Source organism: Bradyrhizobium sp. CCBAU 51745 (assembly GCF_028128715.1).
In the GTDB taxonomy this organism is placed as follows: domain Bacteria; phylum Pseudomonadota; class Alphaproteobacteria; order Rhizobiales; family Xanthobacteraceae; genus Bradyrhizobium; species Bradyrhizobium manausense.
Genome location: NZ_LBJP01000079.1, coordinates 71,174 through 94,603 on the forward strand (window position 1 = coordinate 71,174; position 23,430 = coordinate 94,603).

General features: G+C 57.7%; 16 protein-coding genes, 3 pseudogenes and 2 riboswitches. Of the genes and pseudogenes, 9 read left to right on the forward strand and 10 right to left on the reverse strand.

All coding sequences use genetic code 11. From position 1 onward, the window contains the following. Positions 1-74: 74 nt before the first annotated feature. Both XH98_RS21310 and XH98_RS21315 read right to left on the reverse strand, forming a co-directional pair. Complete coding sequence (locus XH98_RS21310; protein WP_271619809.1) at positions 75-1,298, reverse strand: M24 family metallopeptidase; 1,224 nt, start codon at positions 1,296-1,298, stop codon at positions 75-77. Positions 1,299-1,383: 85 nt separating this feature from the next. After that, positions 1,384-2,322, reverse strand: a complete 939-nt coding sequence (locus XH98_RS21315; RefSeq protein WP_271619810.1) for a D-aminoacyl-tRNA deacylase — start codon at positions 2,320-2,322, stop codon at positions 1,384-1,386. Between the two features lie 756 nt (positions 2,323-3,078). After that, a riboswitch (glycine riboswitch) is annotated at positions 3,079-3,178 on the forward strand. A 3-nt stretch (positions 3,179-3,181) separates the two neighbouring features. Further along, a riboswitch (glycine riboswitch) is annotated at positions 3,182-3,270 on the forward strand. A 61-nt stretch (positions 3,271-3,331) separates the two neighbouring features. On the opposite strand from XH98_RS21315, the gene XH98_RS21320 reads away from it, so the two are divergent. From XH98_RS21320 to XH98_RS21335, 4 genes are all read left to right on the forward strand, one after another. After that, positions 3,332-4,579 carry a D-amino acid dehydrogenase gene (locus XH98_RS21320; RefSeq protein WP_271619811.1) on the forward strand — a complete coding sequence of 416 codons (1,248 nt, stop codon included), beginning with the start codon at positions 3,332-3,334 and terminating at the stop codon, positions 4,577-4,579. 699 nt (positions 4,580-5,278) lie between these two features. Next, positions 5,279-5,755, forward strand: coding sequence for an Lrp/AsnC family transcriptional regulator (locus XH98_RS21325; protein WP_036012073.1), 477 nt, complete (start codon positions 5,279-5,281; stop codon positions 5,753-5,755). Positions 5,756-6,539: 784 nt separating this feature from the next. Beyond that, on the forward strand, positions 6,540-8,219 hold the full coding sequence (locus XH98_RS21330; protein ID WP_271619812.1) for an MFS transporter: 1,680 nt from the start codon (positions 6,540-6,542) through the stop codon (positions 8,217-8,219). A gap of 870 nt (positions 8,220-9,089) precedes the next feature. Further along, a complete protein-coding gene (locus XH98_RS21335) occupies positions 9,090-10,319 on the forward strand; it encodes a diaminopropionate ammonia-lyase (RefSeq protein WP_271598502.1) in 1,230 nt (409 codons plus the stop codon). 507 nt (positions 10,320-10,826) lie between these two features. Here the strand turns inward: XH98_RS21335 and XH98_RS21340 are convergent. The 4 genes and pseudogenes from XH98_RS21340 to XH98_RS41215 form a co-directional block, all read right to left on the reverse strand. After that, a complete protein-coding gene (locus tag XH98_RS21340) occupies positions 10,827-11,402 on the reverse strand; it encodes an MATE family efflux transporter (RefSeq protein WP_271619813.1) in 576 nt (191 codons plus the stop codon). 233 nt (positions 11,403-11,635) lie between these two features. Next, positions 11,636-13,468, reverse strand: a complete 1,833-nt coding sequence (locus tag XH98_RS21345) for an ABC transporter ATP-binding protein (RefSeq protein WP_271619814.1) — start codon at positions 13,466-13,468, stop codon at positions 11,636-11,638. A gap of 630 nt (positions 13,469-14,098) precedes the next feature. Next, positions 14,099-15,196, reverse strand: a complete 1,098-nt coding sequence (locus tag XH98_RS21350) for a TlpA disulfide reductase family protein (protein ID WP_271619815.1) — start codon at positions 15,194-15,196, stop codon at positions 14,099-14,101. A gap of 865 nt (positions 15,197-16,061) precedes the next feature. Continuing rightward, positions 16,062-16,207, reverse strand: a pseudogene (locus tag XH98_RS41215) (IS481 family transposase); the annotation flags it as partial. A gap of 552 nt (positions 16,208-16,759) precedes the next feature. On the opposite strand from XH98_RS41215, the pseudogene XH98_RS21360 reads away from it, so the two are divergent. Together XH98_RS21360 and XH98_RS21365 are read left to right on the forward strand one after the other, a co-directional pair. Continuing rightward, positions 16,760-17,085, forward strand: a pseudogene (locus XH98_RS21360) (DUF736 domain-containing protein). 396 nt (positions 17,086-17,481) lie between these two features. Further along, a pseudogene (locus XH98_RS21365) lies at positions 17,482-17,751 on the forward strand (IS481 family transposase); the annotation flags it as partial. A 304-nt stretch (positions 17,752-18,055) separates the two neighbouring features. On the opposite strand, the gene XH98_RS41220 reads toward XH98_RS21365, so the two are convergent. Next, positions 18,056-18,328, reverse strand: a complete 273-nt coding sequence (locus XH98_RS41220; RefSeq protein ID WP_442868621.1) for a dCTP deaminase domain-containing protein — start codon at positions 18,326-18,328, stop codon at positions 18,056-18,058. Between XH98_RS41220 and XH98_RS21370 the strand changes: the two genes are divergently transcribed. Continuing rightward, positions 18,218-18,616 (forward strand): hypothetical protein, encoded by a 399-nt coding sequence (locus tag XH98_RS21370; RefSeq protein ID WP_271619816.1) that lies wholly within the window; start codon positions 18,218-18,220, stop codon positions 18,614-18,616. The genes XH98_RS41220 and XH98_RS21370 overlap by 111 nt on opposite strands. A gap of 885 nt (positions 18,617-19,501) precedes the next feature. On the opposite strand, the gene XH98_RS21375 is transcribed toward XH98_RS21370, so the two are convergent. Further along, complete coding sequence (locus XH98_RS21375) at positions 19,502-19,708, reverse strand: hypothetical protein (protein ID WP_271619817.1); 207 nt, start codon at positions 19,706-19,708, stop codon at positions 19,502-19,504. Positions 19,709-21,041: 1,333 nt separating this feature from the next. Here XH98_RS21375 and XH98_RS21380 point away from each other — a divergent pair. Then, positions 21,042-21,323: a helix-turn-helix domain-containing protein gene (locus XH98_RS21380; protein WP_271619818.1), complete on the forward strand. Its 282-nt coding sequence runs from the start codon at positions 21,042-21,044 to the stop codon at positions 21,321-21,323. A gap of 276 nt (positions 21,324-21,599) precedes the next feature. Then, entirely contained in the window at positions 21,600-21,833 is a 234-nt protein-coding gene (locus XH98_RS21385; protein ID WP_271619838.1) for a hypothetical protein, read from the forward strand. Between the two features lie 791 nt (positions 21,834-22,624). Here XH98_RS21385 and XH98_RS21390 read toward each other — a convergent pair. Together XH98_RS21390 and XH98_RS21395 are read right to left on the reverse strand one after the other, a co-directional pair. Next, positions 22,625-23,164: a DUF2285 domain-containing protein gene (locus XH98_RS21390; RefSeq protein WP_271619819.1), complete on the reverse strand. Its 540-nt coding sequence runs from the start codon at positions 23,162-23,164 to the stop codon at positions 22,625-22,627. Positions 23,165-23,210: 46 nt separating this feature from the next. Then, positions 23,211-23,405, reverse strand: coding sequence for a transcriptional regulator domain-containing protein (locus tag XH98_RS21395; RefSeq protein ID WP_271598510.1), 195 nt, complete (start codon positions 23,403-23,405; stop codon positions 23,211-23,213). Positions 23,406-23,430 lie beyond the last annotated feature (25 nt).

Genomic DNA, 23,430 nt, shown 5'->3' on the forward strand with positions numbered 1-23,430 from the left:
GTCATGGCCGCTTCAGGCTTACGGCGAGAGCTCGGCATGCCCTTCCTTTCTGCTATGCTTCGTCTTCTTATTTGTTATCTGGCCACCACAGGCATTTTTCGCGGAGCACGAGAGGTGAGCAACTGCGAGCCAGTGTCGGTCACGACGACCACCTCTTCATGCAGCATCAGCTTCGGTGATCCGTCGAAATATGAGGGATATGAGGTACTGGGTTCAATATTAACGATCATGCCTGGCTTTAGTATCGTCTTATCGTCGGGTTGCACCGAGGGTAACTCCGGCATCCACAAGCCCATGGAGTGTCCCATTCGGCCGATGTTGGTTGCTTTTCCTCGATTGTTTGAGCCATTTAGTACGGCTGACATCGCACTCCAGACATCACAGATCGGAATGCCAGGTTTAGCGGCGGCAATTCCCGCTTCGGTGGCATCCCAAACGACCTGATAAGCATCCTGTGTGTGCGGATCAGGTGCACCGAAAGCGAAGTGCCGATCGAAATCGCTCCAATAAAAGTCGAACAGGCAGCCGGCATCAATAAACAGCACGTCTCCATCGGACAGAAATTTGTCGGTCGGAACACCGTAAGGACGTGTATATCCCCCGCGGCCAGAAACACCCACTATCTTGCTTGTCTTCTCGACACCGCGACTGAAACATTCGAATTCGAACTGGCGACAGGCCTCGCGTTCCGTCATTCCAAGGCGCAGCTTTATTGCCAGCTCTTCAAACGCGTCCGACACAAGGCCGCATACGGTTCGAATTCTGCCGACTTCTAGCGGAGATTTGATCATTCGCAAGGGAGTGAAAATCGGATCCGATGCGTCGACGAACGTTCGAGGCTTGATCGCATCCGCAACACGCAAGAAATCTCCTGCAGGGAAGCCAAGCCTACTCTCCGCGCCAAGCTCTACGCCGATTTTGGCGTCCGCTGGCAGTAGCTCACTCAACGTTCTAGCAAGGGCGGACACACCCTCATCTTTCGGATTCGGGCTAGGCCAGCTCCGGCAATTTTTTAACCAGGTCGTGTCTCTATAAAACTGGTCGATTCCCTCTGGGACAACCGCAACGGGGTCACCTGACGAAAGAATGAGAAGAAATCGCGGCCGGGTTGTTTGCTGCGGGGTCGTGCTAGGTTCACCAATGAAATATCGCAGATTGTGTTCGGACGTCGCCAGAACCGCGTCAATGGCATGCTCCTTCATCAAACGCCGCGCGCGTTCGACCCGGCCCTCGTATTCGATCCGGGGAAACGGATCATACTGAATGGTCCTAATCGAACCCATCGCCATACCGTTCATCGCTCTTCTCCAGACAAACACGTCAATCGTAGGGCGGCCGACAATTTGGATGCTGGTCCGACAGCAGATTGCTGCCTTCGCGCACTCATTCGATAACATCCTGCGGAAAAGCCGTGCGGAGTTTTTTATGCGAAAGCATCGGAACACCGAGCTCCTCTGCGAGCAGGCGAGCAACTCCCTTGAAAGGCGCTTTTAGCTTGTCGTGGTACACGATGCTTTGGATCCCGCCTACAATCGAATGCACGCAAGCTCTTAGGTCGACCAAACGGCTTTCCTGGTCATAGCCATCCGACACGAGCCAATGGTTTGGTAGGACGTGACTAGCCGCGATCGGGGGTCGATCGCGCGACTGCAATACCGCGTTCGTGAAGCTTGGCTCGAAGTGAACGCCTCCGATGCAGAGCACAGAGTGTACCGGTTCTTCAATGCGATCGAAAATTCGCAGTAGCGATCGCGCCAGCACTCGGGCCGCAAGAGGATTTGCCCAATCTTCGGGCGAGCTTCCGATCTCGATATCGACAGCCGACGGTCGCAGGTCAGCGAGACGGGTACCAGCATCACCGGCCTTGACGCCCGACCAATGAGTCGCTTCCAGGTAAGTGCGAAAGGAGTCAAGACCGGAACTGACCCGCTCGGCTTCGACCACTAAAAGAAGCCCCCGCGTAATCCGGGGGTCGATCGCGCTGAAGGTCCCCGTACCCAGATCGCCGGTCGTTTGAACCGAGAAGATCGCGTTTGGCGCATTAGCGCCCTCGTGCCAATTCACGATGCCAATAACGTTGGCATCGCCGAAGCTATCATTAAACATTGGCGCGTAGCGCGCATAGTCGTTACTTACGACCTCGTTCGTGGCCACGATCGAAATTCTAGCGTCATGCAAGCCAGCGACTTCGAGCACGGAGTGCCCATCGACTTCGAAACTCGTTGCAACAAGAGCGCATTCCGCCTTGAGAGCATCCAGAACGTGCCCCGCGACCGGGTCCTTTTCTCGATCGACGCAGAAGACAAAGACGGCATGTCTCATCGAGGTCCTCCGCCGAGTTCAAAGCAGGTCGAGAGCGTAGGACGTCTATCTTCAACTTGGCGCCCTCGTCTTTTCGACCTTCTCGGAAAACACCCTGCTCTTTGCCCGGAACTCCGAGCTTGCACGGCGAGAGCGGGCGGGCGGGTGGCGATTAACTCAAGCCCGAATAGCGTCACGGCGCCCCTCGCGAACTGAGTTCTGTTATGGGCTAGCCTGTTTGGCGTAGCCGCGAGCGGAAATCGCGCGAATTGAGAATGGCGGCAGCGGATCGCCGGACCAGCAGCGAACTTAACCTGGCTGCGCAACGAGCAAGAGCGAATCCTGCCGCCATATGCCAGAGACGTCGACGCAAGTGGTGTGAAGAGCCCCACATCGAGCAGAGCGGCCGCCTCAGACGTGCAGGCCTCCAATGTGGCTCGACTTTGAAAGAGATGCATGCCAGGCACAGCTTTGAAGGGTCCCACACCACCGCATATTTATTAGAGCGTCGCCACGCAAACATTGGGCGTTCTTTTGAGAATCATGCAGTATTTCTGCGCTGGTCTCCAAAAGCTCGCTGGAAACCAATGGAACATCCAGCGAATGCAATCATCGAAAAGAGAGATCAGCATACTATTAGGCAACGAACCACCTGCTAATCTGGGTGGGGAGCTAGAGCAAACATCGAGTTGTCGCTTAAGCCGCCGATTTTGGGATCCGACGATTCATCACGGCTTGACAGGTAGTGAGTACGTCTGAGAGTGTTATCGTGTCTGATGATGGTGTGCGGGAGAGCGCGATAAGCCTGCAAAGGCGTATCACCGCCGACGGAGCAACTCCCCAAGGAAACTCTCAGGCCCAGGACCGCACACTGAGGACGATCTGGAGAGAGGTGCCGGTCAGCACCCACCGAAGGGGACCGTGATCCACGAGGATTTGCGGACAAAGCTCTCAGGTGCACGGACAGATTTGGGGACGGAGACATGGCGAAGCCATTCACCGTTCGTTCAATCCTGTCCTGGAGCATACGATGAGCACGATCATCATAATCGGGTCCGGTATCACCGGAGTTACAACTGCCTATGCCCTAGCCCGCCGCGGCTATTCGGTTACAGTCTTTGATCGCCAGCGCTATCCGGCGATGGACACTTCGTTTGCGAACGGCGGCCAATTATCGGCAAGCAATGCCGAGGTCTGGAATAACGTCGCAACGATCGTAAAAGGCTTGAGGTGGATGCTGCGAAAAGACGCACCATTGTTGCTGAACCCAAGTCCCAGTTTTCACAAATATACTTGGCTGGCAGAGTTCGTAAGCCAGATTCGAAACTACCGCCAAAATACGATCGAAACGACGAAGCTAGCGATAGCCGCTCGCAAGCATCTTTTTGAGCTAGCCGATCGGGAGAGCATCGATTTCGACTTGGAGCGGCGAGGAATTTTGCACGTTTATTCGAGCAAGCCCGACTTCGATGCGGCCTCTCGAGTGAATCAGTTGCTGCTCAAAGGCGGATTGGATCGCCGTCCGGTGACGCCTTCTGAAATGCTTGCAATAGAGCCAGCTCTGCGCGATCAGTATTATGGTGGCTTCTTTACCCCCTCTGACTCAACCGGCGACATTCACAAGTTCACGCGCGGCCTCGCTGCGGCTTGCCAGCGAGGGGGCGTACGCTTCGTCTTCGATGCAGAGATCTGCGGCATGCGGTCCGACCGAGACGGTGTGATCGTACACTGGAAACGAGGTTCGTTGAAGGAAGAACTCAATGCCGAATGCGCAGTGGTTTGCGCGGGGGTCGGCAGCCGCCGCATTGCTTCAATGCTGGGGGACAACATAAACATTTATCCCGTCAAGGGGTACTCCATCACGGTAGAGCTGGGAGACGAAACGAGCCAAAAGGCTGCGCCTCGCGTCAGCTTGCTGGACGAGGCCACCAAGATCGTGACCAGCCGGTTAGGAGAAGATCGCTTCCGGGTTGCGGGGACCGCCGAGTTTAATGGCGAAAACCGCGACATCCGCTGGGACCGAATTCAACCCCTGATACGGTGGGTAGAGCGATCGTTTCCGGATGTGTCCACCGCGCAGGTGGTGCCATGGGCGGGCTTGCGTCCAATGACACCTAGCATGATGCCGAGGGTCGGCCGAGGCAAACGCCGGAATGTTTTCTACAACACCGGCCACGGCCATCTCGGCTGGACATTATCCGCTGTCACAGCTGAAATGATCGCTGATGTCATTATGACAGACCGCAGCAACACTCGGCTGAGCGCATCCGTGCCCTGATCCTGTTGAGTGGGTCCTGGTCCATGCTCCCGCCGATATCGCGGCGGGAGCATGTCGCTTGTGACAGCGCCGAAGCGGATTTGCAATCGCCTTCGAAGGGTGATGCGCCCCTCAGTGCCGGGCGACTTGGTTCCCGCAGTTCATTATTTAGGTAAGACGGACCACTTGACTCGTTGCTTCCGAAAGCCTCGGTACGACTCAGTTGTTGGAACTTTTCCCGAGTTGACGAGCCACAAGTGGGGCTGCATGAGCAATGTCATTTCTTAGCAACTCACGCCGCACACCCAGTGAAGTGCCGTCGCATTAAGGGCAGCTTGCCGGCTTTGCGCGGCTCGAATGAGGCGTACCAAAGCCGTTCCGCGCGCTCACCCCAGCGTAAAGCCGCCCGATTGAACGGCTCTTCATCTCAGACACAGGGATGCATCGCCAAGCTCAACATCTTGTCCACGCGCAACCGCCGCGGAGCGACGCATCGCTGTTCGCCTAGCTGACGCTCATCTTCGTGGAGTCTGCATGGCGGACTGAGGGCGTTTCGAAGGGCATTTTGCAAGCCATGCAGCATATTTCTTGTAATTGCCGTTAGATCGACGATACTGATGTCATAAAGGTGTTTTTCCACGAGATTTATCTGATCTGAGATGTTTTTCTGCGGAAGAAGGCAGACTTTCGCAGGATTTCATCTTTAGCCTGGAGCCTGTTATGAGGTACGACCGAATCGACGCTCACATCCTAGAGATCGTGCAAAAGAATAACCGTCTCACATCCGAGACGATTGGCGAACTGGCCGGGCTTTCCGCTACCGCCTGTCAACGCAGGCTAAAGAGGCTTCGCTCGGACGGCATTATCGAGGCGGACGTTTCGATCGTTTCGGCCAAAGCGGTCGGAAGACCTATTCAGATGCTTGTGCTCGTGACATTGGAGCGGGAGCGCTCGGACATAATCGACAGATTCAAAAAGGCGATCAAATCATCCGTTGAAGTCGTCAATGGGTTTTACGTTACAGGCGATGCTGACTTTGTCCTATACATAACCGCACGCACCATGGACGACTATGAGCAGTTCACGCGACGATTTTTTCGTGAGAACCCCGATATCAAGGGCTTCAAAACTATGGTGGTCATGGATCGGGTAAAAGCCGGATTCGCTATTCCAATTGAGGCTCCATCCGAGGATTGAAGAGAGGGTCTCACCACCAGACCCGGCTTACCTGCTCCATCAGACACCGGTTACGAAACGAGCGTAGGTCTTCGCGCATTGGCGCGCGCAACTTTCGACTGAGTGGCGTCACCTCTAGGTTACCAACACCAACCGCTCATCGGGGGCGCTTCGTGGCGCGAGCGAGCTGAATGGCTCGGTCCGATGAACTTGCAAACGCTCACCAGCGAGCGATGTCGGCTTGGCCAGCATGCCTCGCTAGCGCCCTTTTTCGTCGCTCGGAGCGTGTAAAACGCTGCAAGTTTCCTTCGATTTTATGCTCTAAGCGGCTAGGCGCGATGAAATTTTAGAGCGTTTCAGAGTATGGCCTCACATATATGCGTTCACATCGCTGCTGACCCTTGGGCAGATCTAAGAAGGCCGGCTGCGCTTCAGCTGCGCGCCAAAGAGCCGCGGCTCGCTCGGCGGCGCGTGTCACGAGGAAATCAACTTTTGGAATCAATACACGACGCCGAATGATAAGGCCTCTGGCTGAGGTGAGTGGCATCTGGTCTTTGCCGGAGGCATTTTGCAGGAGTGATTACGGGATGAGCCGTGTCGTTGAGGCGCGCACTACGGGGCAAGAGCAAGGTTCACTCGCCAGGATCGGGATCGTGCGAGGCGGAACTCTTGGCGTGAAGCTGACTATTTTGAGGTTTCTCTCACATCTAAACAGCGCAAGTCGAATGACGCCGGACCTGCCGTTTGCCACCAGCCCCTCTTCGTCCTCATTCGGCGAACCATCCGGGCAAAGGCAGCAAGCTAGATGACTCCTCTCAAGCCTCGAACAATTAGCACTGAAGGTATCACAGCGCCCTTCCGCCACCTCATCTTTCGGCGCATCTGGCTCGCGAGTCTGCTTACCAACCTGGGCGCCCTGATCCGGAGTGTCGGCGCAGCGTGGGCAATGACACAGATGACAACGTCGGCGGATAAAGTTGCGCTCGTTCAGACCGCGCTTTTGCTACCGGTTATGCTGATTTCGATGCCCGCAGGCGCAATTGCGGATATGTATGACCGGCGGATCGTGATGCTTGTCGCGCTCGGCATGTCGCTAGCTGGAGCGACCGCGCTGACGGCACTTACGTGGCTAGGGATGGTCACGCCAGACTCGTTGCTGATCCTGTGTTTTGTAATCGGAAGCGGTGTGGCTCTGATGGATCCTGCCTGGCAATCCTCAGTTAGCGAGCAAGTACCGGCGGAAGCACTTCCAGCTGCGGTCGCGCTGAACAGTATCAGCTACAACATCGCGCGCAGCGTGGGACCGGCGATCGGCGGCATGGTGGTTGCGGCAGCCGGCGCAGTCGCTTCGTTTGCCCTAAATGCATTGCTATATCTGCCATTGCTTGTTGCACTGTTCTTGTGGAAGCGAATTTCCGAACCGTCATATCTTCCGCCCGAAAAACTAAACCGGGCCATCGTTTCGGGGCTCCGCTACATCGCTAACTCGCCCTCAATCAAAATCGTGCTGATTCGTTCCATGATCACCGGCGTGATCGGAGGCGCCATCATCGCGCTAATGCCGCTGGTCGCCCGTGATCTCCTTGGAGGCGGCGCTCAGATCTACGGGATGGCTCTCAGCGCGTTCGGACTTGGCGCGGTAATTGGAGCGCTCTATGTACCCGAAGTACGAAAGCGGCTGAGCGGTGAAGCAGCAATTCGCGCCTGCGCACTGTCAATGAGTGGGGCGCTTCTGGCAGTGGCGTTGAGCCACGAGCTGGTTCTCACATCGGCCGCACTTGTCCTTGCCGGGGCCGTGTGGATGATCTCCTGGGCTCTCTTCAACATTGGCGTACAGCTGTCGGCGCCGCGCTGGGTGGCAGGACGCTCGCTCGCAGCCTACCAAGCAGCAAGCTCGGGAGGCATTGCTGTCGGTAGCTGGGGCTGGGGTCATTTGACCGATGCCGCCGGTGTCGGCACGGCGCTTTTGATATCATCAGTGCTGATGTTAATTTCTCCACTATTGGGGCTTTGGCTGCGTATGCCTCGCATAAACCTGCAAAGCGAAGATGCTGAAGCGCTCGCGCATCCTGAGGTTAGGCTCGCGCTAACCCACCGCAGTGGACCCGTTGTGATCGAAATCGAATACCGCGTGGCACAAGAGAATGCGCGGGCCTTTCACAACGTGATGCAAGATGTGCAGCTGTTCCGAAAGCGGAATGGTGCGTATGGCTGGTCCATTGCTCGCGATATCGCTGATCCTGAACTGTGGACGGAACGCTACCATTGCCCGACGTGGCTTGATTATCTACGTCAACGCAACCGCTCGACGCATTCAGAACGCGCGCTGGATCGTCAAGCTGCGTCCTTTCACGTCGGCCCGCAGCCCGTGCGTATCCGGCGCATGCTAGAGCGTCCGTTTGGCTCCGTTCGGTGGAAGGACAATGTACCCGACCATACCGCCAACGAGTGCTTGCTCGGCGACTATGACCGGAATCGAACGTAGTGACTGTCAAGAATCGCCCAGCTTGATGTCGCAGACGCAGTATCGCGCAGGCTCTCCGACAGCAGAAACGGAGCGCAAGCACTGGACCGAGAGCGGTTCCGATGACGGCACCTGCTGCAGGTACCTTGTTTGCGTCGAGGCTGCTCCGTTGGCACGCCGGGTGTACTCAGCCGCGCCCCGCTTGGTCGGCCCAACATATGGAGCAGGTCGCTTGTGGCAAACGAACTTCCGGTTCGTCACAAGGTGTTGGAGGATAGGAGCAAACGGAGGGCGGATATCAAACCCGATCTACTAGATTGAGTATCGCGTAAATCCTTCTTTGCGGCTTTCGGCCCACCCACCCTGGATTTATGACACTTAAGCATCGAATTCAGCTCAGTGCCTGTTTTGACGCGATCCATCGTCATGAAGCTTTGAGACGCCTAAATATTCCTATTCCCGAAGAGTAGCCTGTAGAGGCTTCGCTGAAGGTGCACTTCGTTTGGTCGTGCATGTGTGCAAGCTCCCAGTCCATCTCGACTTCGGCAAACAAGTGATCTTCCGCCTTCACGCTGGCTGAATCAACTATCGCGCTATATTTCGGACGATCGTTCCAGTTTCCTCAATATACTTGATGCGCCGCTGAACGGCCAACGCCGAAGCCGACAGATTCGACTAGTTCCGGCTGAGGTTCTCCTGCTACAGGAAGTCGAGAATTGCCAGATCAAACGATCAGGTTCGCCAGTGTTCCGCTGAGTCTTCCTGGCGGTCCTACCCCTGTTTCGAGCCGCAGCGATCCACTCTTGCATAAGTGGCCGCAGAATGCATGGATGTTATTGTCGTAAATGATTTTTCTGATAAGCGTCAGCAGAGACGCAAGAGAGTCGAACCATGTTGCTTCTCAACCGGCACACCGATTACCGCGCGCCACTGGAAGCTTCGGATGCCAAGATGCTCAGTGTCGAAGGAGCGCGCGGAGTAGAGCGCTTCCTTTCGCATCGAGACGATTACAAGGCAACGCCGCTCGTCTCGCTGCCAGGCCTTGCTCGTGAGATCGGCGTTGCCTCGATCCACCTGAAGGACGAAGGCCATCGGCTCGGACTTGGTAGCTTCAAAGGTTTGGGTGGTGCCTATGCCGTAATCCGCCTTGTGCTGGAGGAAGCAGGTCGGAGGCTCGGCCGGGTTCTTGACGTGTCCGAGCTCCAATTGCCCGAAGTGAATGCCGTAGCGCGGGGGATGACGGTATCGTGCGCCACCGATGGCAATCACGGCCGATCAGTCGCGCATGGTGCCCAGCTGGCTGGCGCGAAGTGCGTCATATTCGTTCACTCGGGCGTCAGCGACGAGCGGATCGCGGCTATCGCTCGCTTTGGCGCGCGGACGATCCGCGTCAGCGGCAACTATGATGACTCCGTCGCCGAAGCGTCCCGAGTTGCCGCAGATAAGGGGTGGATCACGGTATCTGACACGTCCTGGCCGGGCTACGAGCGTATTCCGGGCATAGTGATGCAGGGATACACGGCTCTCGTGAGCGAAGCGCTGCGTCAGTTATCCGAGCCTCCGACCCACGTGTTCGTTCAAGCCGGCGTGGGTGGGGTCGCTGCTGCAATTGCAGGACATTTCTGGGTTCTGGCAGGTGCCAACAGGCCATTCTTCACCGTTGTCGAGCCTTCGCGCGCGGCGTGCCTGCTTGAAAGCGCTCGAGCTGGCCATCCCGTCAAGGTGAAGCATGGGGCGTCAACAGTGATGGCGATGCTTGAATGCTACGATCCGTCCCTCGTGGCATGGCGCATCCTTTCGCGCGCTGCCGATGCCTTCATGATGGTCGACGACGAGGACGCCATCAGCGTCATGAAGCTCTTGGCAAACCCTGTGGATGGCGATCCCGCTGTCGTTGCTGGGGAAAGTGGCGGCGCAGGTCTGGCAGGACTGCTGAAAGTTGCCTCCAACCAGACATCGCGGTCCATGACCGGACTTGGACAGAATGCGCGGGTCTTCCTGATCAACACCGAAGGCGCGACTGATCCTCGTCTGTATGAAGAACTTGTTGGTGTGACGCCGGCGCAAGTGACCGGGAGAAGTATTGTACCGACTTGGGACGAGAAGACGTCGGTGGCGTGAGCCTCCGGGGCGCATTCAGTCCCCGGACCGGCTTCGCCGCGATCAAGGCGGCCTGCTCTTTCGTCTCGAATTCGCAGCCCGCAGCCTGCTCCTTTAAACCTGTTCAAGGTCTTCCGAAGATGTCGGCCAGGAGAAGACTATCCTACCGGACCACGATGCACCGCATTCATTCCGCAAGAGCGGCGTGTTCGTCCGGCCACCGTGCCCGGCCTCTTGGGAACGAGCGCTCGGCGCTCTGATTGTGTAGGTAGGCGAGGCCGTGCCCGGAGAGTGATAGGCGCAGTGCCCATCGATCTCCTATGCTGAACAATGTTTCGACGATCCGGCGCACTCGACGGGACTCCATGCTTAATCATCCATGGAACTAGCCAACCTCGTTTCCTCCTCCGAGGGGAATGACTTCGGCAACTAGCTCGGAACGGATGACGGCTGGCTGCCCGCGAGGAATGCATCATTGCCCTGATGATGCCTAATCACGTCAAGGAACCCCTCTCGATTCCTGGCTGACTATGCCGGTCCACCTTGCCTGAGCTCGACGAACTGGCGCAAGATGACGAACAGCGCAATCATTCCAGCGCCCAGCTCAGCGATGGCTTGGCTGGCTAAAACTCCACTGAAGCCTGATATGAGAGGGAATAGAAGTACCGCCGGTATGAAAAGATACCCCTGCCCAGCGAAAGACACCACCGCACTAAGGCGGGCTCTCCCCTGTGACTGAAGCATTGTCGTCACGAAACTCTGAATACCGTAAAGCCCAAAAAACAGGTGAAAGACGATGCAGCTCGAGACGGCAATTTCGGTAACCTTGTCGCTATCGCTAAATAACTTGACCAAAGGCCAGACAAAAAGCATGACGGCTGCGGAATACGCAAAGGAAAGTGCAACGGTGATAGAGAGCACAGACTTCGCAACCTTCATTACACGAGCAAAGTCGCGCACGCCCCAACCGAACCCCAGGACGGCTTGAGAGCCGATACAGAATCCGGTGATAGGCGGCGCACCGATTGTCAAGATTCTTACAGCTATTCCCACCGCCGCGATGAAATCGTCACCGAACCGCGCAGCAGCTCGGTACGAGAACATACCGGCAAGCGCGGCGTGCGCCGTGCCTCCGTGATCCCGCTGCCGTCGCCGCGGACCTCGCTTAAGCCGAACGGCCGGCCCGGCTCAACCATATCTGCGAACCACCTCCAGAAGACCTCTTCATCCCCCTTTGCATCAACGCTCACGCGCGCCTCCGTCACCGGATTGCAAAAGGGATGTGGGACTATCAGGCCATGCTCATGTCCCTCCAGTACGGCCAAATAGCACCAGGCCTACGGAGACGGGGCCAGCGATGTTTTAGGCTGGCCTTCCGCCGAGAGCGGACCGAACTCGATGGCCTGCCGCTCGAACAAACTGCGATAGATGCCGCCGGGTTGCACGATCAGTGCCGGATGCGTCCCCTGCTCGACGATCTCGCCGCGATCGAACACCAGGATGCGGTCGAGGCCGCGCACCGTCGACAGGCGGTGCGCGATTACGATCGAGGTGCGGTCCTTCATCAGCCGTTCCATCGCCTCTTGGATCAGCGCTTCCGATTCCGAATCCAGGCTCGACGTCGCCTCGTCCAGGATCAACACTGGCGCATCGGCAAGGAACGCGCGCGCCAGCGCAACGCGCTGCCGCTCGCCGCCTGACAGATTTACGCCGCGCTCACCCACCAGCGTGCCGTAGCCCTTCGGCGATCGAATGATGAAGTCATGCGCATTGGCGAGCCTCGCCGCCTGTTTGACCGCCGCCATGCTGGCGCCAGGTCGGCCATAGGCGATGTTTTCAGCCAGTGAGCGGTGAAACAGGATCGGCTCCTGCTCCACGATCGCGATCTGGCTGCGCAGCGATTGCTGCGTGGCCAGCGCGATGTCCTGCCCGTCGATCAGGATCCGGCCGCCGGAGACGTCGTAGAGCCGCTGAAGCAGCTTGACGAACGTAGTCTTGCCGGAGCCGGAGCGCCCGACCAAACCGATCCGCTCGCCGGCGCCGATGTTGATCGACAAGCCGTCGTAGAGCGGCACGCGATCGCCGTCATAGAGGAAGGTGACGTCCTCGAACGTGATCCTCCCACCGTGAATGTCGATCGGCTTGGCGTCGGGGGCATCGACAATGCCGATCGGCTCGCCATAGATGGTAACTAGTTCTTCCATGTCGTTCACCGAGCGCTGCAAATTGTTGATGTGCATCCCGATATCACGCAAATAGGCGTGGATGATGTAATAGCTTGTCAACACATAGGTGACGTCTCCCGGAGAGGCGCGCCCCGCTATCCACAGCAGGATAGCGCCGCCGATCACCGAAGCACGAAAGCACAAGAGCATCACCAGCTGTACCCCGCTCGTGCCGTTGGACCGCAGCCAGGTGCGCTGCACCCGCGCCCGCCAGCGTCTAACGACACCGTCAAGCCGCGCATCCTCACGCGCCTCAGCACCGAAGGATTTCACCACAGTATTGCAAGTGAGCGCGTCCGCTAGCGTGCCGCTGACTTTGCTGTCCCAGGCGTTGGAGACGCGCGCCGCCGGCGCGATGTAGCCGATCGTGAATGCCGTCGTGATGGCGATATAAATCACTGCGCCGAGGCCGATCACGGCGCCGAGCTCGGGCCAATGCAGGCCGAGCAGGATCGTCGAGCCCCCTAGCACCGCGAGCGACGGCAACAATGCCATTAGGATCGTATAGTTAAGCAGGTCGAGCGCCCACATGCCGCGGGTGATCTTGCGCACGGTCGAGCCGGCGAACGAGTTAGCGTGCCAGTCGGTTGAGAAGCGCTGCACGCGCATGAAGGCCCCACGGGCCACATCCGACATGGTCTTCAGCGTGAACGGCACGATCGCCTGCAAGCCCGTAAGCCGCAATATGATCGAGAGCAGACCAAGCGCGAGGGTACCAGCGAACGCAATCAGTGCCGCATGTCGTGCCGCTTCGTCGGAGGGGACCGACGTCAATGCATCCACCAGACGGCCGGAATAAACCGGCATGAACAGGTCGGTAACCGTCGCCCCTAAGAAGCCGACGAGGATAATCGTAGCACGGACTGGCTGCTTCAGCCAATGCTCCAACGCAAACGGGAGAACCAAGCCGATTGCGGCGGGTCGTTTGTCATCTCGATTGGTCATGGCGCTAGGGATTTGTGGCACACACAGTGTAAATACCGTTCGATCCAGACCCGATGTGCCCAATGCTTGGCGCGCCGTCCGAGGGATGCGATAAATGCCCGGAGTCTGGGGGCTGCGGCCGAAATCTTCTACCCATTACACTCTCTTCGCGTAAGCGCTTAGCTGAAGCGCCTCACGCCTTACGAGCGCCTCGGGCTGAGAGCATCGATCTGAGACATCGGCCAGCCTTGCGCGATCCGAGCTTGTGTGAGCCAGGTAGGCGCGATCGGTGTCACTCATCTTGGCCCGTCTACAGAAGCGTGGGGATGTCCACGTAGCTCCTGCCTCGGCCATGGCTGTACGCAAAGGTGGATTTTGATGAAGGAAGTGTTCAGCATATGACCGCCAGAGACTTTGCGTTATGGAATCGCGGCGCGACTTCACCTGGAAGATCACCTCCGCGTCAATCCGGATGGAGGTCATAGCAATCCGAATTTCCAACGTGCCACAAACGATCCACCGCCGTGCTCACTGATCGTTAATTGCCGATGGTCCTTCCGATAAATGGCCGAATTAACCAGTGAGCAGCTCAGATCGTTATCTTTTTTCATGCTCTCTCCTCCGGCTTGGCACTTTGGTACTTTGCGAGACTCAGGGTTGCGGAGCCGCACAAAGGGACCCATAGCAAGCCTTCTGACCCTTATAGTTGGCCAGCGTTTGGACCAATTCCGACACAACCTGCTGTTTCAGATTGTCCGGAATATGTGCGGGGCCATCCAGCGACTTGAGCGTCACCTCGATCAACTCGATCGCGCGATCCTTGTTGCCGCTCACGTAATAGTACTGAGCGACCGACAGATAGGACGCGAACTTAGGGGCCTCGCCGGGTTGAGGGGGATTTATTGCCAGAATGTGTTTGGATAACTCATTGCCCATCGCAAAGCGCTCGGCCTGCGGCAAATGAGAGTTGTCATTCGCCGGATCAAAGAGTTGGCGCAGCGCCCCGGCCATCCACATCGCGGATTTCTTATTGATCGCGTCACGAACCAATTGCCGCATCACCGGCAGGCCGGCCTGCAAGTCGCGCATTTTGTTAAGCAACAGATCCGCCTGGAGCACGCGGAAGTTCACGTCATCCGGCAGAGCAGCGACGGCTTCTTCGGGCACCGAAAGCGCCTTCGCCCAATCCTGCGCCTTCATCGCGGGTATCAGTTTGGCGAAGATCGGCATTGTTCGTTTGCCATCGGCGATCCGCTCTGCATCGGTGGCTTTCGCCACATCGCTGACGCGTAAGCTGCCGGTCAGAATCTTCGGCAAAACCTCTTCGAGTTGCGTCGGGGAACCGATAAAAGCGATGTGGCCGTCACGGTCGACGACGAACGAGGTGGGAATCCCCACGGAAAAGCTAGGATCCATCCAAAGCTTGTTCATTTCGCGTGTGTAGTCGAACCCGACCCGATAGTTGAGATTCGGCAATTTTTCGGTCAACCATGCGTCCAACTTGCTTCGGGCTTCTTCCGCTGTTTCAGCACGCTCACGAGCTGCTATTCCGAGGACCTCGACTCCGCTATCTCTGTATTTCTCTTGCAGCTGTACCAGATCGGAAAGCGCCGCCACACACGGTGCGCACCAAGTTGCCCAAAATTCGACGATGTACACTTTCCCGGGCTGGAAGCTCGTGAGGGGCTGACCACGGAGCCAGTTCTCCACCTTGATCGGGGGAGCCGGAGATTCTAAACCCAGCGCCATGTTACTCTCCAAAGGGATTGTCAGAGGCTGCGCGACGTTTTGTGCTAGCTGATCTCCGATCACGACCCCGACGGAGAGGGGTGGTGCTTTCGTGTAGACGGGCTGCCGAGCGAGATCCGTAGCGAATGTCGGTGTCGCCGCGCTAAGCGCGACGACACACAAAGTCACAAGGAACAAGCTCGTCCTCTGACAAGCGGGCCACATCGGTTCAAAGAAAGAGAGCATCGCTCGACTCGCGTCTGGGTGCGCTCAGCACTTTCAGTACTGCTGCACCTTAGTAGCAACGTCCGTGCCAGCATCGTCTGCGCGCATTAAGTGCCTAATTGCGTATGAATAGCTCAACAGCACTTCACGGCGACCAGTGTTTTGATCCAGACGGGCTTTGTGCCGCTGTCGGAATTTGAACAAGAATTGCGCACTTCGCGCCGCTAGAAAACTGATTTGATGTTGTGAGCCGCCGAAGGGAAACTTTGTAATCCCTGCCCCCTAGATGTTTAGTCCCGGCATCTCCTGGAGCGGATTGAGGGTGAAGAGTTCTGGCTCTTTTGTTTAGGCACCGCAGATGCACTCGAACGGCGTGAGGCCTTTGAGAGCTCTGAGTCGCTTGGCGAAGTTGTAGGCGTTATCGAAGTCCGAGAGTTGGCTGCGGAGCACGGCGTGAGCCTCGTAGTAGAAACGCTTGACCGTGGCGATCCTTGATGGTTGGGTTCATGCGCTCGACCTGATCGTCGGTCCAGAGATGTTTGGGCTTGGTGAGGCGATATTCGATATCGTTATGGGCGCAGGCCACGACAAAAGCGAGCGCCCAGAAGAGCTCCTTCCGCTCGATCTTCTCCTTGATGTTAGCCGCTATCCAACTGTCGTCGGCCGGATCGGTGAAGTGAGTGCCATTGTCCGTGAGGACGGTGTGAACCTAATAAGCACGACCTTGATGAGATTCTGCAAGACGTCGGCGGCGACGCGCCTGGTGGCTTTCTCGTGCAACTCTGTGTAGGCGAACTTCAGTGCTCGCGATTCTTGTCTTTCAGCTACACCCAGAGCGGCCCAAGCGTCGAGGCTCGACCGATCATCGCAGGAGTGGCAGTTTCGTGGTAGTCCTTGTGCGGCATCGATCAAATGGCGACGGATCACAGATACGGCCAGCCGCTCTCGTCAACGGCGCGTCCAGCCGACCTGCGATCGCGGAAGCGGAGATCCGTCTACCTGCAATAATGAGAGCTCATCACCATTGGATTTCGTTACGCTAGCTCTTTCAGTGGACTCGCAGATCGCCACTTTCTCCTTGATGTCAGCTCTGTTCGGACCGAGCGCACCAAACGACCTCTGCGATGGATTGATCTGACCGAAGGACGGTTGACGCCTCCACCGCCTATGGCACAACGGCGCCGATCGGCTTTATCCCCCGCCGGCTGTGCCGTGATTCCTCGCCAACAAGGAAGTCGCCTGGCTACCAACCTCCGCTGACGCTTCGTCGGGGCGCGCCGTCTATCGCCTCCGGCCTATCGATCACCATCGAGGCCGCAAGGTGCGGGCCCGGAAAACTTCAGATCATGGAGGACGACCATGGCGATCATCGACACCTTCAACAACACCGGCACCAACGATTTCAACGGCGAAATTGTCACCCTCTCGCTGCAGGCGAGGAACGTCCGCATCGTCTCCGAAACCAGCCCCTCGGGCGACAACGCCCCGAGCCACCGGATCTATGTCGGCCGAGTTGAGATCGGGACCGCCTGGTCCGAGCGCTCCAACGAGGCCGCGACTATCTCGGCCTCAAGCTCGGCGACCCGAGCTTCACCGCACCGATCTTCGCGAATCTCTTCGCCGATGAAGAGGGCGAGGGCTTCAGCTTGATCTGGTCTCGTCCTAACCGTCGGAACGACGACTGAGTCGAACCGCAAGCCTCGCCCGCCGGGCCCGGGGCGGGGCATTGCTAAGCACAAGAGCAGACCCTCAGAGCTCGGTGAGCCGGCGCGGATGGCGGATCGATTCCGATCAGTGGCGGCGAACCTGACCGGCCTTGATCGGCCGTCTTTGATTGGTCTCCAATACCGTTTCGACAATGTCCTCCCAGCCGGGGCAAATTGCGAGCGCTGAATCATCACGGTGGGATCGCGCTCGATCTGGCCGAGCGCCTGACCGCGCCATTGGTCGTTGAAGCTAATGCTCATCAGCCCCAAACATTCGACGACCGAACTGTCAGGCCGCAAACGTTCCGAGATTGCCGTCACTATGCCGGTCCATTGTTGAAGTCGACGCCAATGTTCAGCGGCGGGTTCAGTCTCCATCGGCTGACCAAGATCAAGCATCCCTGGGCCAATGGCCAGGTCGATTGCGTGAACCGCACGATCAAGGAAGCGCCTGCCAACGCGATCATCATGACCGGCACGATGAGCTCGAAGCACACCTTGCTGCCTTAATCAACGCCATAACTTCGCTCGGCGGCTCAAGACCCTGAACGTCTCACGCCTAACGAGTATGTCTGCGAATGCTGGACTTCACAGCCAGAACGATTCAAACTCAATCCGCTGCAGCAAATGTCGGGACTAAGCAGTCGCCCGATGCGGATTCTTGAGCTAGTAGGACTGGTAGCTGCCGGGGCCGAGGCCTGCCTCAGCGCCTTCGCCGAGCACAGGCCCTTCGGAGCGTGATCGCAGTCCGACCTCCTAAGGAGCGTGCTTTTCCGGATACGGACTAGCCGCTCAAGATCTGGATCGTCCGCGGCAGGTGATGCATGGGTCGCACCTTGCCAAAATATTTCCAGAGACCGTGAGATAATCTGATTTGAAAGGGACCTTGAACAGCCGCGCCTGAAAAGCACAGCTACTGACGATCGGCTCAACAGGCTTGTTGCTCTCGTTAAACCGCTCGATTGGGAAGCAGCCTCCGATACCCGGGTTGGATCATCGTGTTCAGGTGGATTCCCGATCTAGTGTAGCTGCTGCGTGTCAGAACGTCCGCGTGAACGTCGGCAGGTGGGCCAACATATTTCGGTGTCGTGGTCAGCGCGAGCTGACCGGGATGCAGGACAAAGGTGTCACCGGGTTCACGACGCGTTATGAGCTGCTTGACTTGCGTTTCCATCGCTTCGCGTCGGGTGCGGCATATACCTTTTTCATTCGTCGCCAACATCTCCAGTGCAGTGCGAGCGTCAGCGTTCTTGTCCCGGTTGCCAGGCTTTACCACCCAAGCGGTCCGATTTTGGCGCTCGCCGCTTTCAGCTGGCCTCCCCATCGTTTAACACTGCTGGCCGAGCTCCATGGGAGCATCATCCGCGCAATGAATTTCAGGCTGCTGATACTGGAACGGCGAGCACGCGTTGCGGTCTGCCCGCTGACTTTGCCGGAACCGTTTGTCCAGCCCCTCGACAGGTCATCGGGGCCGGATGAGTTTCGCCTTTGTGGGCTGGGGGAGACTTGAAACCATTGCGTTGAGCGAACACTTTTTCTCGCCAGCCAAACCCGCGACCTGTGGTGGCCTCGAAGGGGCTGCGCTCCGGTCGTATGGAAGGCGGTCGCTGTCACGACGCCTTATTGCTTCAGCGGGAGCTGGACAGCTTGACCGCGGTAAGGCCCAGCATCACGCTGCTGGTGATTCCGAAATGGAGGCGATAGAGCCACCAGATGGCGCAGCACCGGTCGAGATCGGACAGTGCGCGCGCTCGCTTCATTGCTGCAGCCGCCCGCGCTATCGGCTTCATGCCACGTCTTATCTGAAAACATGGACGCCTTCCAGTACTCTCCATTTGGTAAATTTTCGGTCGGTGACGGCCAGCTGTCGCGCGCGTGCATCGGCAAAAGACAACAGATTGGGAGCTGGATTCATGTTTGCAATAGCATTTTTTTGCGCGTTTCGAAGCTGGAGACGCTTCATGAGAACACGTTTATGTGCATCCGACCTGTCCGTAACCTTACGATGCGAGTACCGTTTCGCAACTGCCAGATCTGGTAGCGACGACTTGCCCGACAATACGCGTTGACGCGCGACGGCTGGCAGGCCCCATACTGCGCCAATGAAACGGCACGAGCGCGTGATGCATGTCAACATGGCGTTGGCTGCCCTCGAAAACGGCTCGGGCTCTGACGATGCGAGCCCAGAGCCACGCTATGTCGGCTTCGACGCATGGATCGCAGGTGGTCGACATCCTGAGCTTCATTCGTGCTCCGTGATCAGTCTCGCTCTTCGTGACGGGCCTATCGTGAGCACGCATTGATGCTGCGCGACAATTCACCGCGGAGGGGAGCGCGTCAACGACGTGCATGCCTCAACCTAAGTAGCCCACCACCGGACCGGATGTACACGCGATTAGCCAAGGTACGAAAAGCCTGCCCGCGCCTGACACTGGTCCGGAACGGCCAGCAGCGCGTTGCGCAGCCTGGTATGGCCGTCACGAAGACTGATGACAACAAATACCGGTCCGTTGCGCACGGCCCACTTTCCGAGATCGACGCCTTCAGCGGAGCAGATTAGCGTGTTGCGCGCACATTCATCGTCGAAGATCGATTGTTTCATTCGCCATGATCTCGTTCAGAGAAATCTTCGATTGCGGCGCCGATACTGCAGAGAAGGTCCTTTGTGCCAGGTTTGAGGTTTGCGGTGGTAGTCGCTGATGAGACGGTTCAGCGGCGTCAGTGAGCATCGTCAGCAAGCGGCGAAAGAGCTACTTTCGTTCGTGAATTGCCGCACCGGCTTCGTCAGCTTGTGGAAAGCTAGCTGAGTACAAACCCACTAGGGTTAGCGACGCATTGACAGACCGCCCCTTACCAGAATGGGACAGCGCCGACTTGCATTCCTGCTAACCTCAATGTGCAGCGCAGGCGCGGCAGACATCGCCGATCCAGTCCCAATCGACTGACGCCTGGTCGCTCCCGCGCTGCTTCCGGTGGCGGAGATGCGATTGCTGCTGTCAGCACTGTCATGTTCTTTCCGGCATGGACACCCGGTCGGCTTGTGCCGAGGGGGGCCGATGATGTTAAGGTTTGCGGCGCGGGTGGTCCTTCAAGCGATCGCTTCCATGCCTCCGGTCTTTCCCGCCAATATTTTCAGCTCTCTCGTGAGCGGCAGCGTATGAGCTTTTTTCATTTTGCGGCGCGATCTAGGACGCCGCACATCTCCATCTTCTTCACAAGGCAGCGGCACCGCTTAGAAAGTAGCAAACGATCCGACTAATTCAGCTAGGTGATTGGCGCCCGTTCTGAGCCTGGAAATTGGCAGCGCTCTAGAAGGGGGCGACGTGTCAGTGTTGAACCCGATGGGAAAGGCTGGCACTAAAGTTAGCGATATCGCGGAGACAGCGCTTTCCAGAGACTGAGCGCCGAGACACGGCGCCGCTAACCTTTGACGTCGCTGGCCCGGTAAGGACCGCGTCGTCTTTGAAGGTTTGCCCCCAGCCAGGTAAAGTGCCTTGGGGTACCTCTCACGATACAAGTTGGTAGCACCATGTGGGGCTTGCCTCTCACGAGAGCAAACGGGAGCAGGTTTCGTTGACAACAAATGCTTTCGGCATTTGCCAGTAGCTGCGTTTTCAGCGGGTTCACTGCGAGGGCGCCGAGCTACCACCCGTTATTGCGAGCTAGCAGGATCAGCATCGGATTGCCTCACATTGCGGCAATCGCGTCCGGGCTGCGGCCCCTCTTCTACAACAACTCTTTCCTGACGTCGTCGCCGCGTTTCGCGGCGCATAGGTGGGTAACGATGGAAGTCTCTCAGCCCTAGTCCCGTCCGGCGAACAGCGATTTGATGACACGTAGCGAATAGTCCGACGAACAACTTCCAATTTTTTGTGATGCTTTTATGTTGGTTATAGCCAGTGGTTTGATGACCAGCGAAATGGCTGCCTTCGCGCATGAGAGCTCGTGCGCTTGTGGCTTACAATGTGCGCCGGATCCGCGTCGAGCGCGGTATTCCGCAAGAGCAATTGGCATACGATGCAGGTATCGATCGCTCTTATATGAGCGGACTGGAGCGCCAACAGGCGAACCCGACAATCGATCTTCTCGATCGGCTCGCCGAGACGCTCGGGGTTGCTGTCTCCGAGCTGTTTGTTCGGCCATCCAAGGGTGCGCCGCCACCCGCGACCTTACCTAAAGGTCGCAAGCCGAAGCCGGCATCCCGCAAGAAGACATAGCCTCGCGTTACGGCACCGAGTTGTTGACGCAGATCGTTGCGGTACCAGACCAGTATTAGCAGCTCCGCTGGGATTTTATGCGCAGCCCCCTATACGCGGCAATCCGCTTACGGACATCGAAAAATGTGATGGATTCATTCTGGCGCCGAAGCACACAGTGGCGACTCAAGATGTTGGAGTTCCTTGCCATCCGGCCTTTTGTGACCGTCGCACGCGAAGGCAGCGTCACGCGCGGCCGCCACTTTGGGAACAACAGGAAGCTCGGTCAGCCGCTATTTGTCGGTACTGCGGGACGACCTGGGTGCTGAACTGATCAAGCGGCGTGGACGGCACAGCGATTTAACCGAGTTCAGGAGGCTATTCGCAAGCGAAGTGTCTGATCCGCTCGAAACGGTCGCCTTCAATGCGACGACGTGCGGGTGCAGGAACCAAGCGGATTGTCTCCCGAACGTCACGATCGACTTTTGCTTCCTCATCTCCGATTCCAAATCTGCAGGCGTTCTCTTCTGAAGTGGGCGACGTGATCATGGACGTCGTGAGCTCGCTTTCGGCGCCGACATGTTCGGATGGTTTGATTCTGTGATTACCAGCGATCTTTCCGTCATCGAGCCCGCCGACAGTCGGGAAATCTACAATGAGGAGCTGGTGTGCGTGGGCCCGCCATCTAATTGCAGGCAGCGCGCTATCGGTTGTTCGGCAACGCGGATGCTGAACATCACGTCTCGACCCGACATCCTGCGCAGCTGAGAGCCATGAATCTGTCCACAAGCGACCTACGAGCGCGCCCGCTGTACGATCACAACTATCTCGCTCTGCCGTCACTCATGGCAGGGAAATGCCTTTCTTTGCCGCACCGGAAATCATCGTCACGTCTGGTGCGAGGGGGCGCTTTGCAGATCGTACCCGCTGGCGCGCTCAAAGTGGCACGCAGTATCAGGCCTATGCGATGCATCGCAGCGAGCATGCCCAATCGCTAGTTCTCCTTGCTGGTGGGTCGCCCGCGTTTGCGAGAAAGCGGTGCTAGCGCAGCCTGCCTGAAATGGCTTTCCGGATGTCTCAATCGGCCTGCCAGACTTCCTTGTGCCGCCTCAATTCAAGTCAAGAGCGCTCAACCTGAGGGGTGATCCGACAAAACGGTCAGATTCTTCCAGCGAAGATAATGTCTCTGGTGCAGTGAGCCCGACGACAGAGGACGGAGTGATAGATCGAAACGCAGATACCTTATTCTACAGCCGATCGAGCGAGGCCAGAAGAAGAATTCCTGCACAGAACAGCGACAATGCCTTTTCTCGCGCCTCAGCTCATGAACTGTCATTCCTGCTGATGCCTTTGTCGAACCATGCTCGGCAGCGAAGGCGCATAAGTCGCCGCCCGAGCTTAACAAGTCGAATGGTTCGGCTGCGCAGATCGTCGGTCTTCCAGCCGCGCTCGGCGATACGATGACTTCCAAACAGACCTTGCGCGATTTGGCGATAGCTATTTCCTTGCTGCCATCCATCCACAGCGCGCAGCGCAAGGATCAGCCGACGCTGCTTCAAAGCAGGCAAAGCAAGAGGGGGCATTCCGAGCGGCCGATGCTCGAGGGCGAGCCAAAGTCGCCGCGCGGCCCCCAAGCGAAGCTCGAAACTGGCGTCGAGCGGCAGATCAACGACGACAGCAGATCCATTCGTCGGATGCTCGCACAGCCAAAGGCGATGGCACGTGCCCCCAAGCGGCACGACCGCATGCCATCCATCCGGCGCACGACGAAGCTCGCTGCCTGGCAGATTCTCGAAATCGAGCTGGTAGCTTTTGGGCGCAAGGTAGTTGGCCGACCGCACAGCCAGCACGGTCGACAGCACCTCGGGTGCCCAGAACACAGCTTGCTTGTCGAAGGTCTTTTGCGGGTCAGCAGGAAAACGAGAGCCCCCACTTGCGTCGGAACTGGCCCGCCGCTGCGCTTGAACGTTCGCGGCGAGATAACCGCTTATAGTCCTCCTGGTAGTCGCGATCCCGGCGCAGCCACTCCCATGCCAGGTCAGCAGCGTCTGCTTTCTCGAGGCCGCTGTACGCTTTCTCAGATCTCCAGTCAGTATCCGACATCGCACCTTTCCCGTAAAATGTTCAA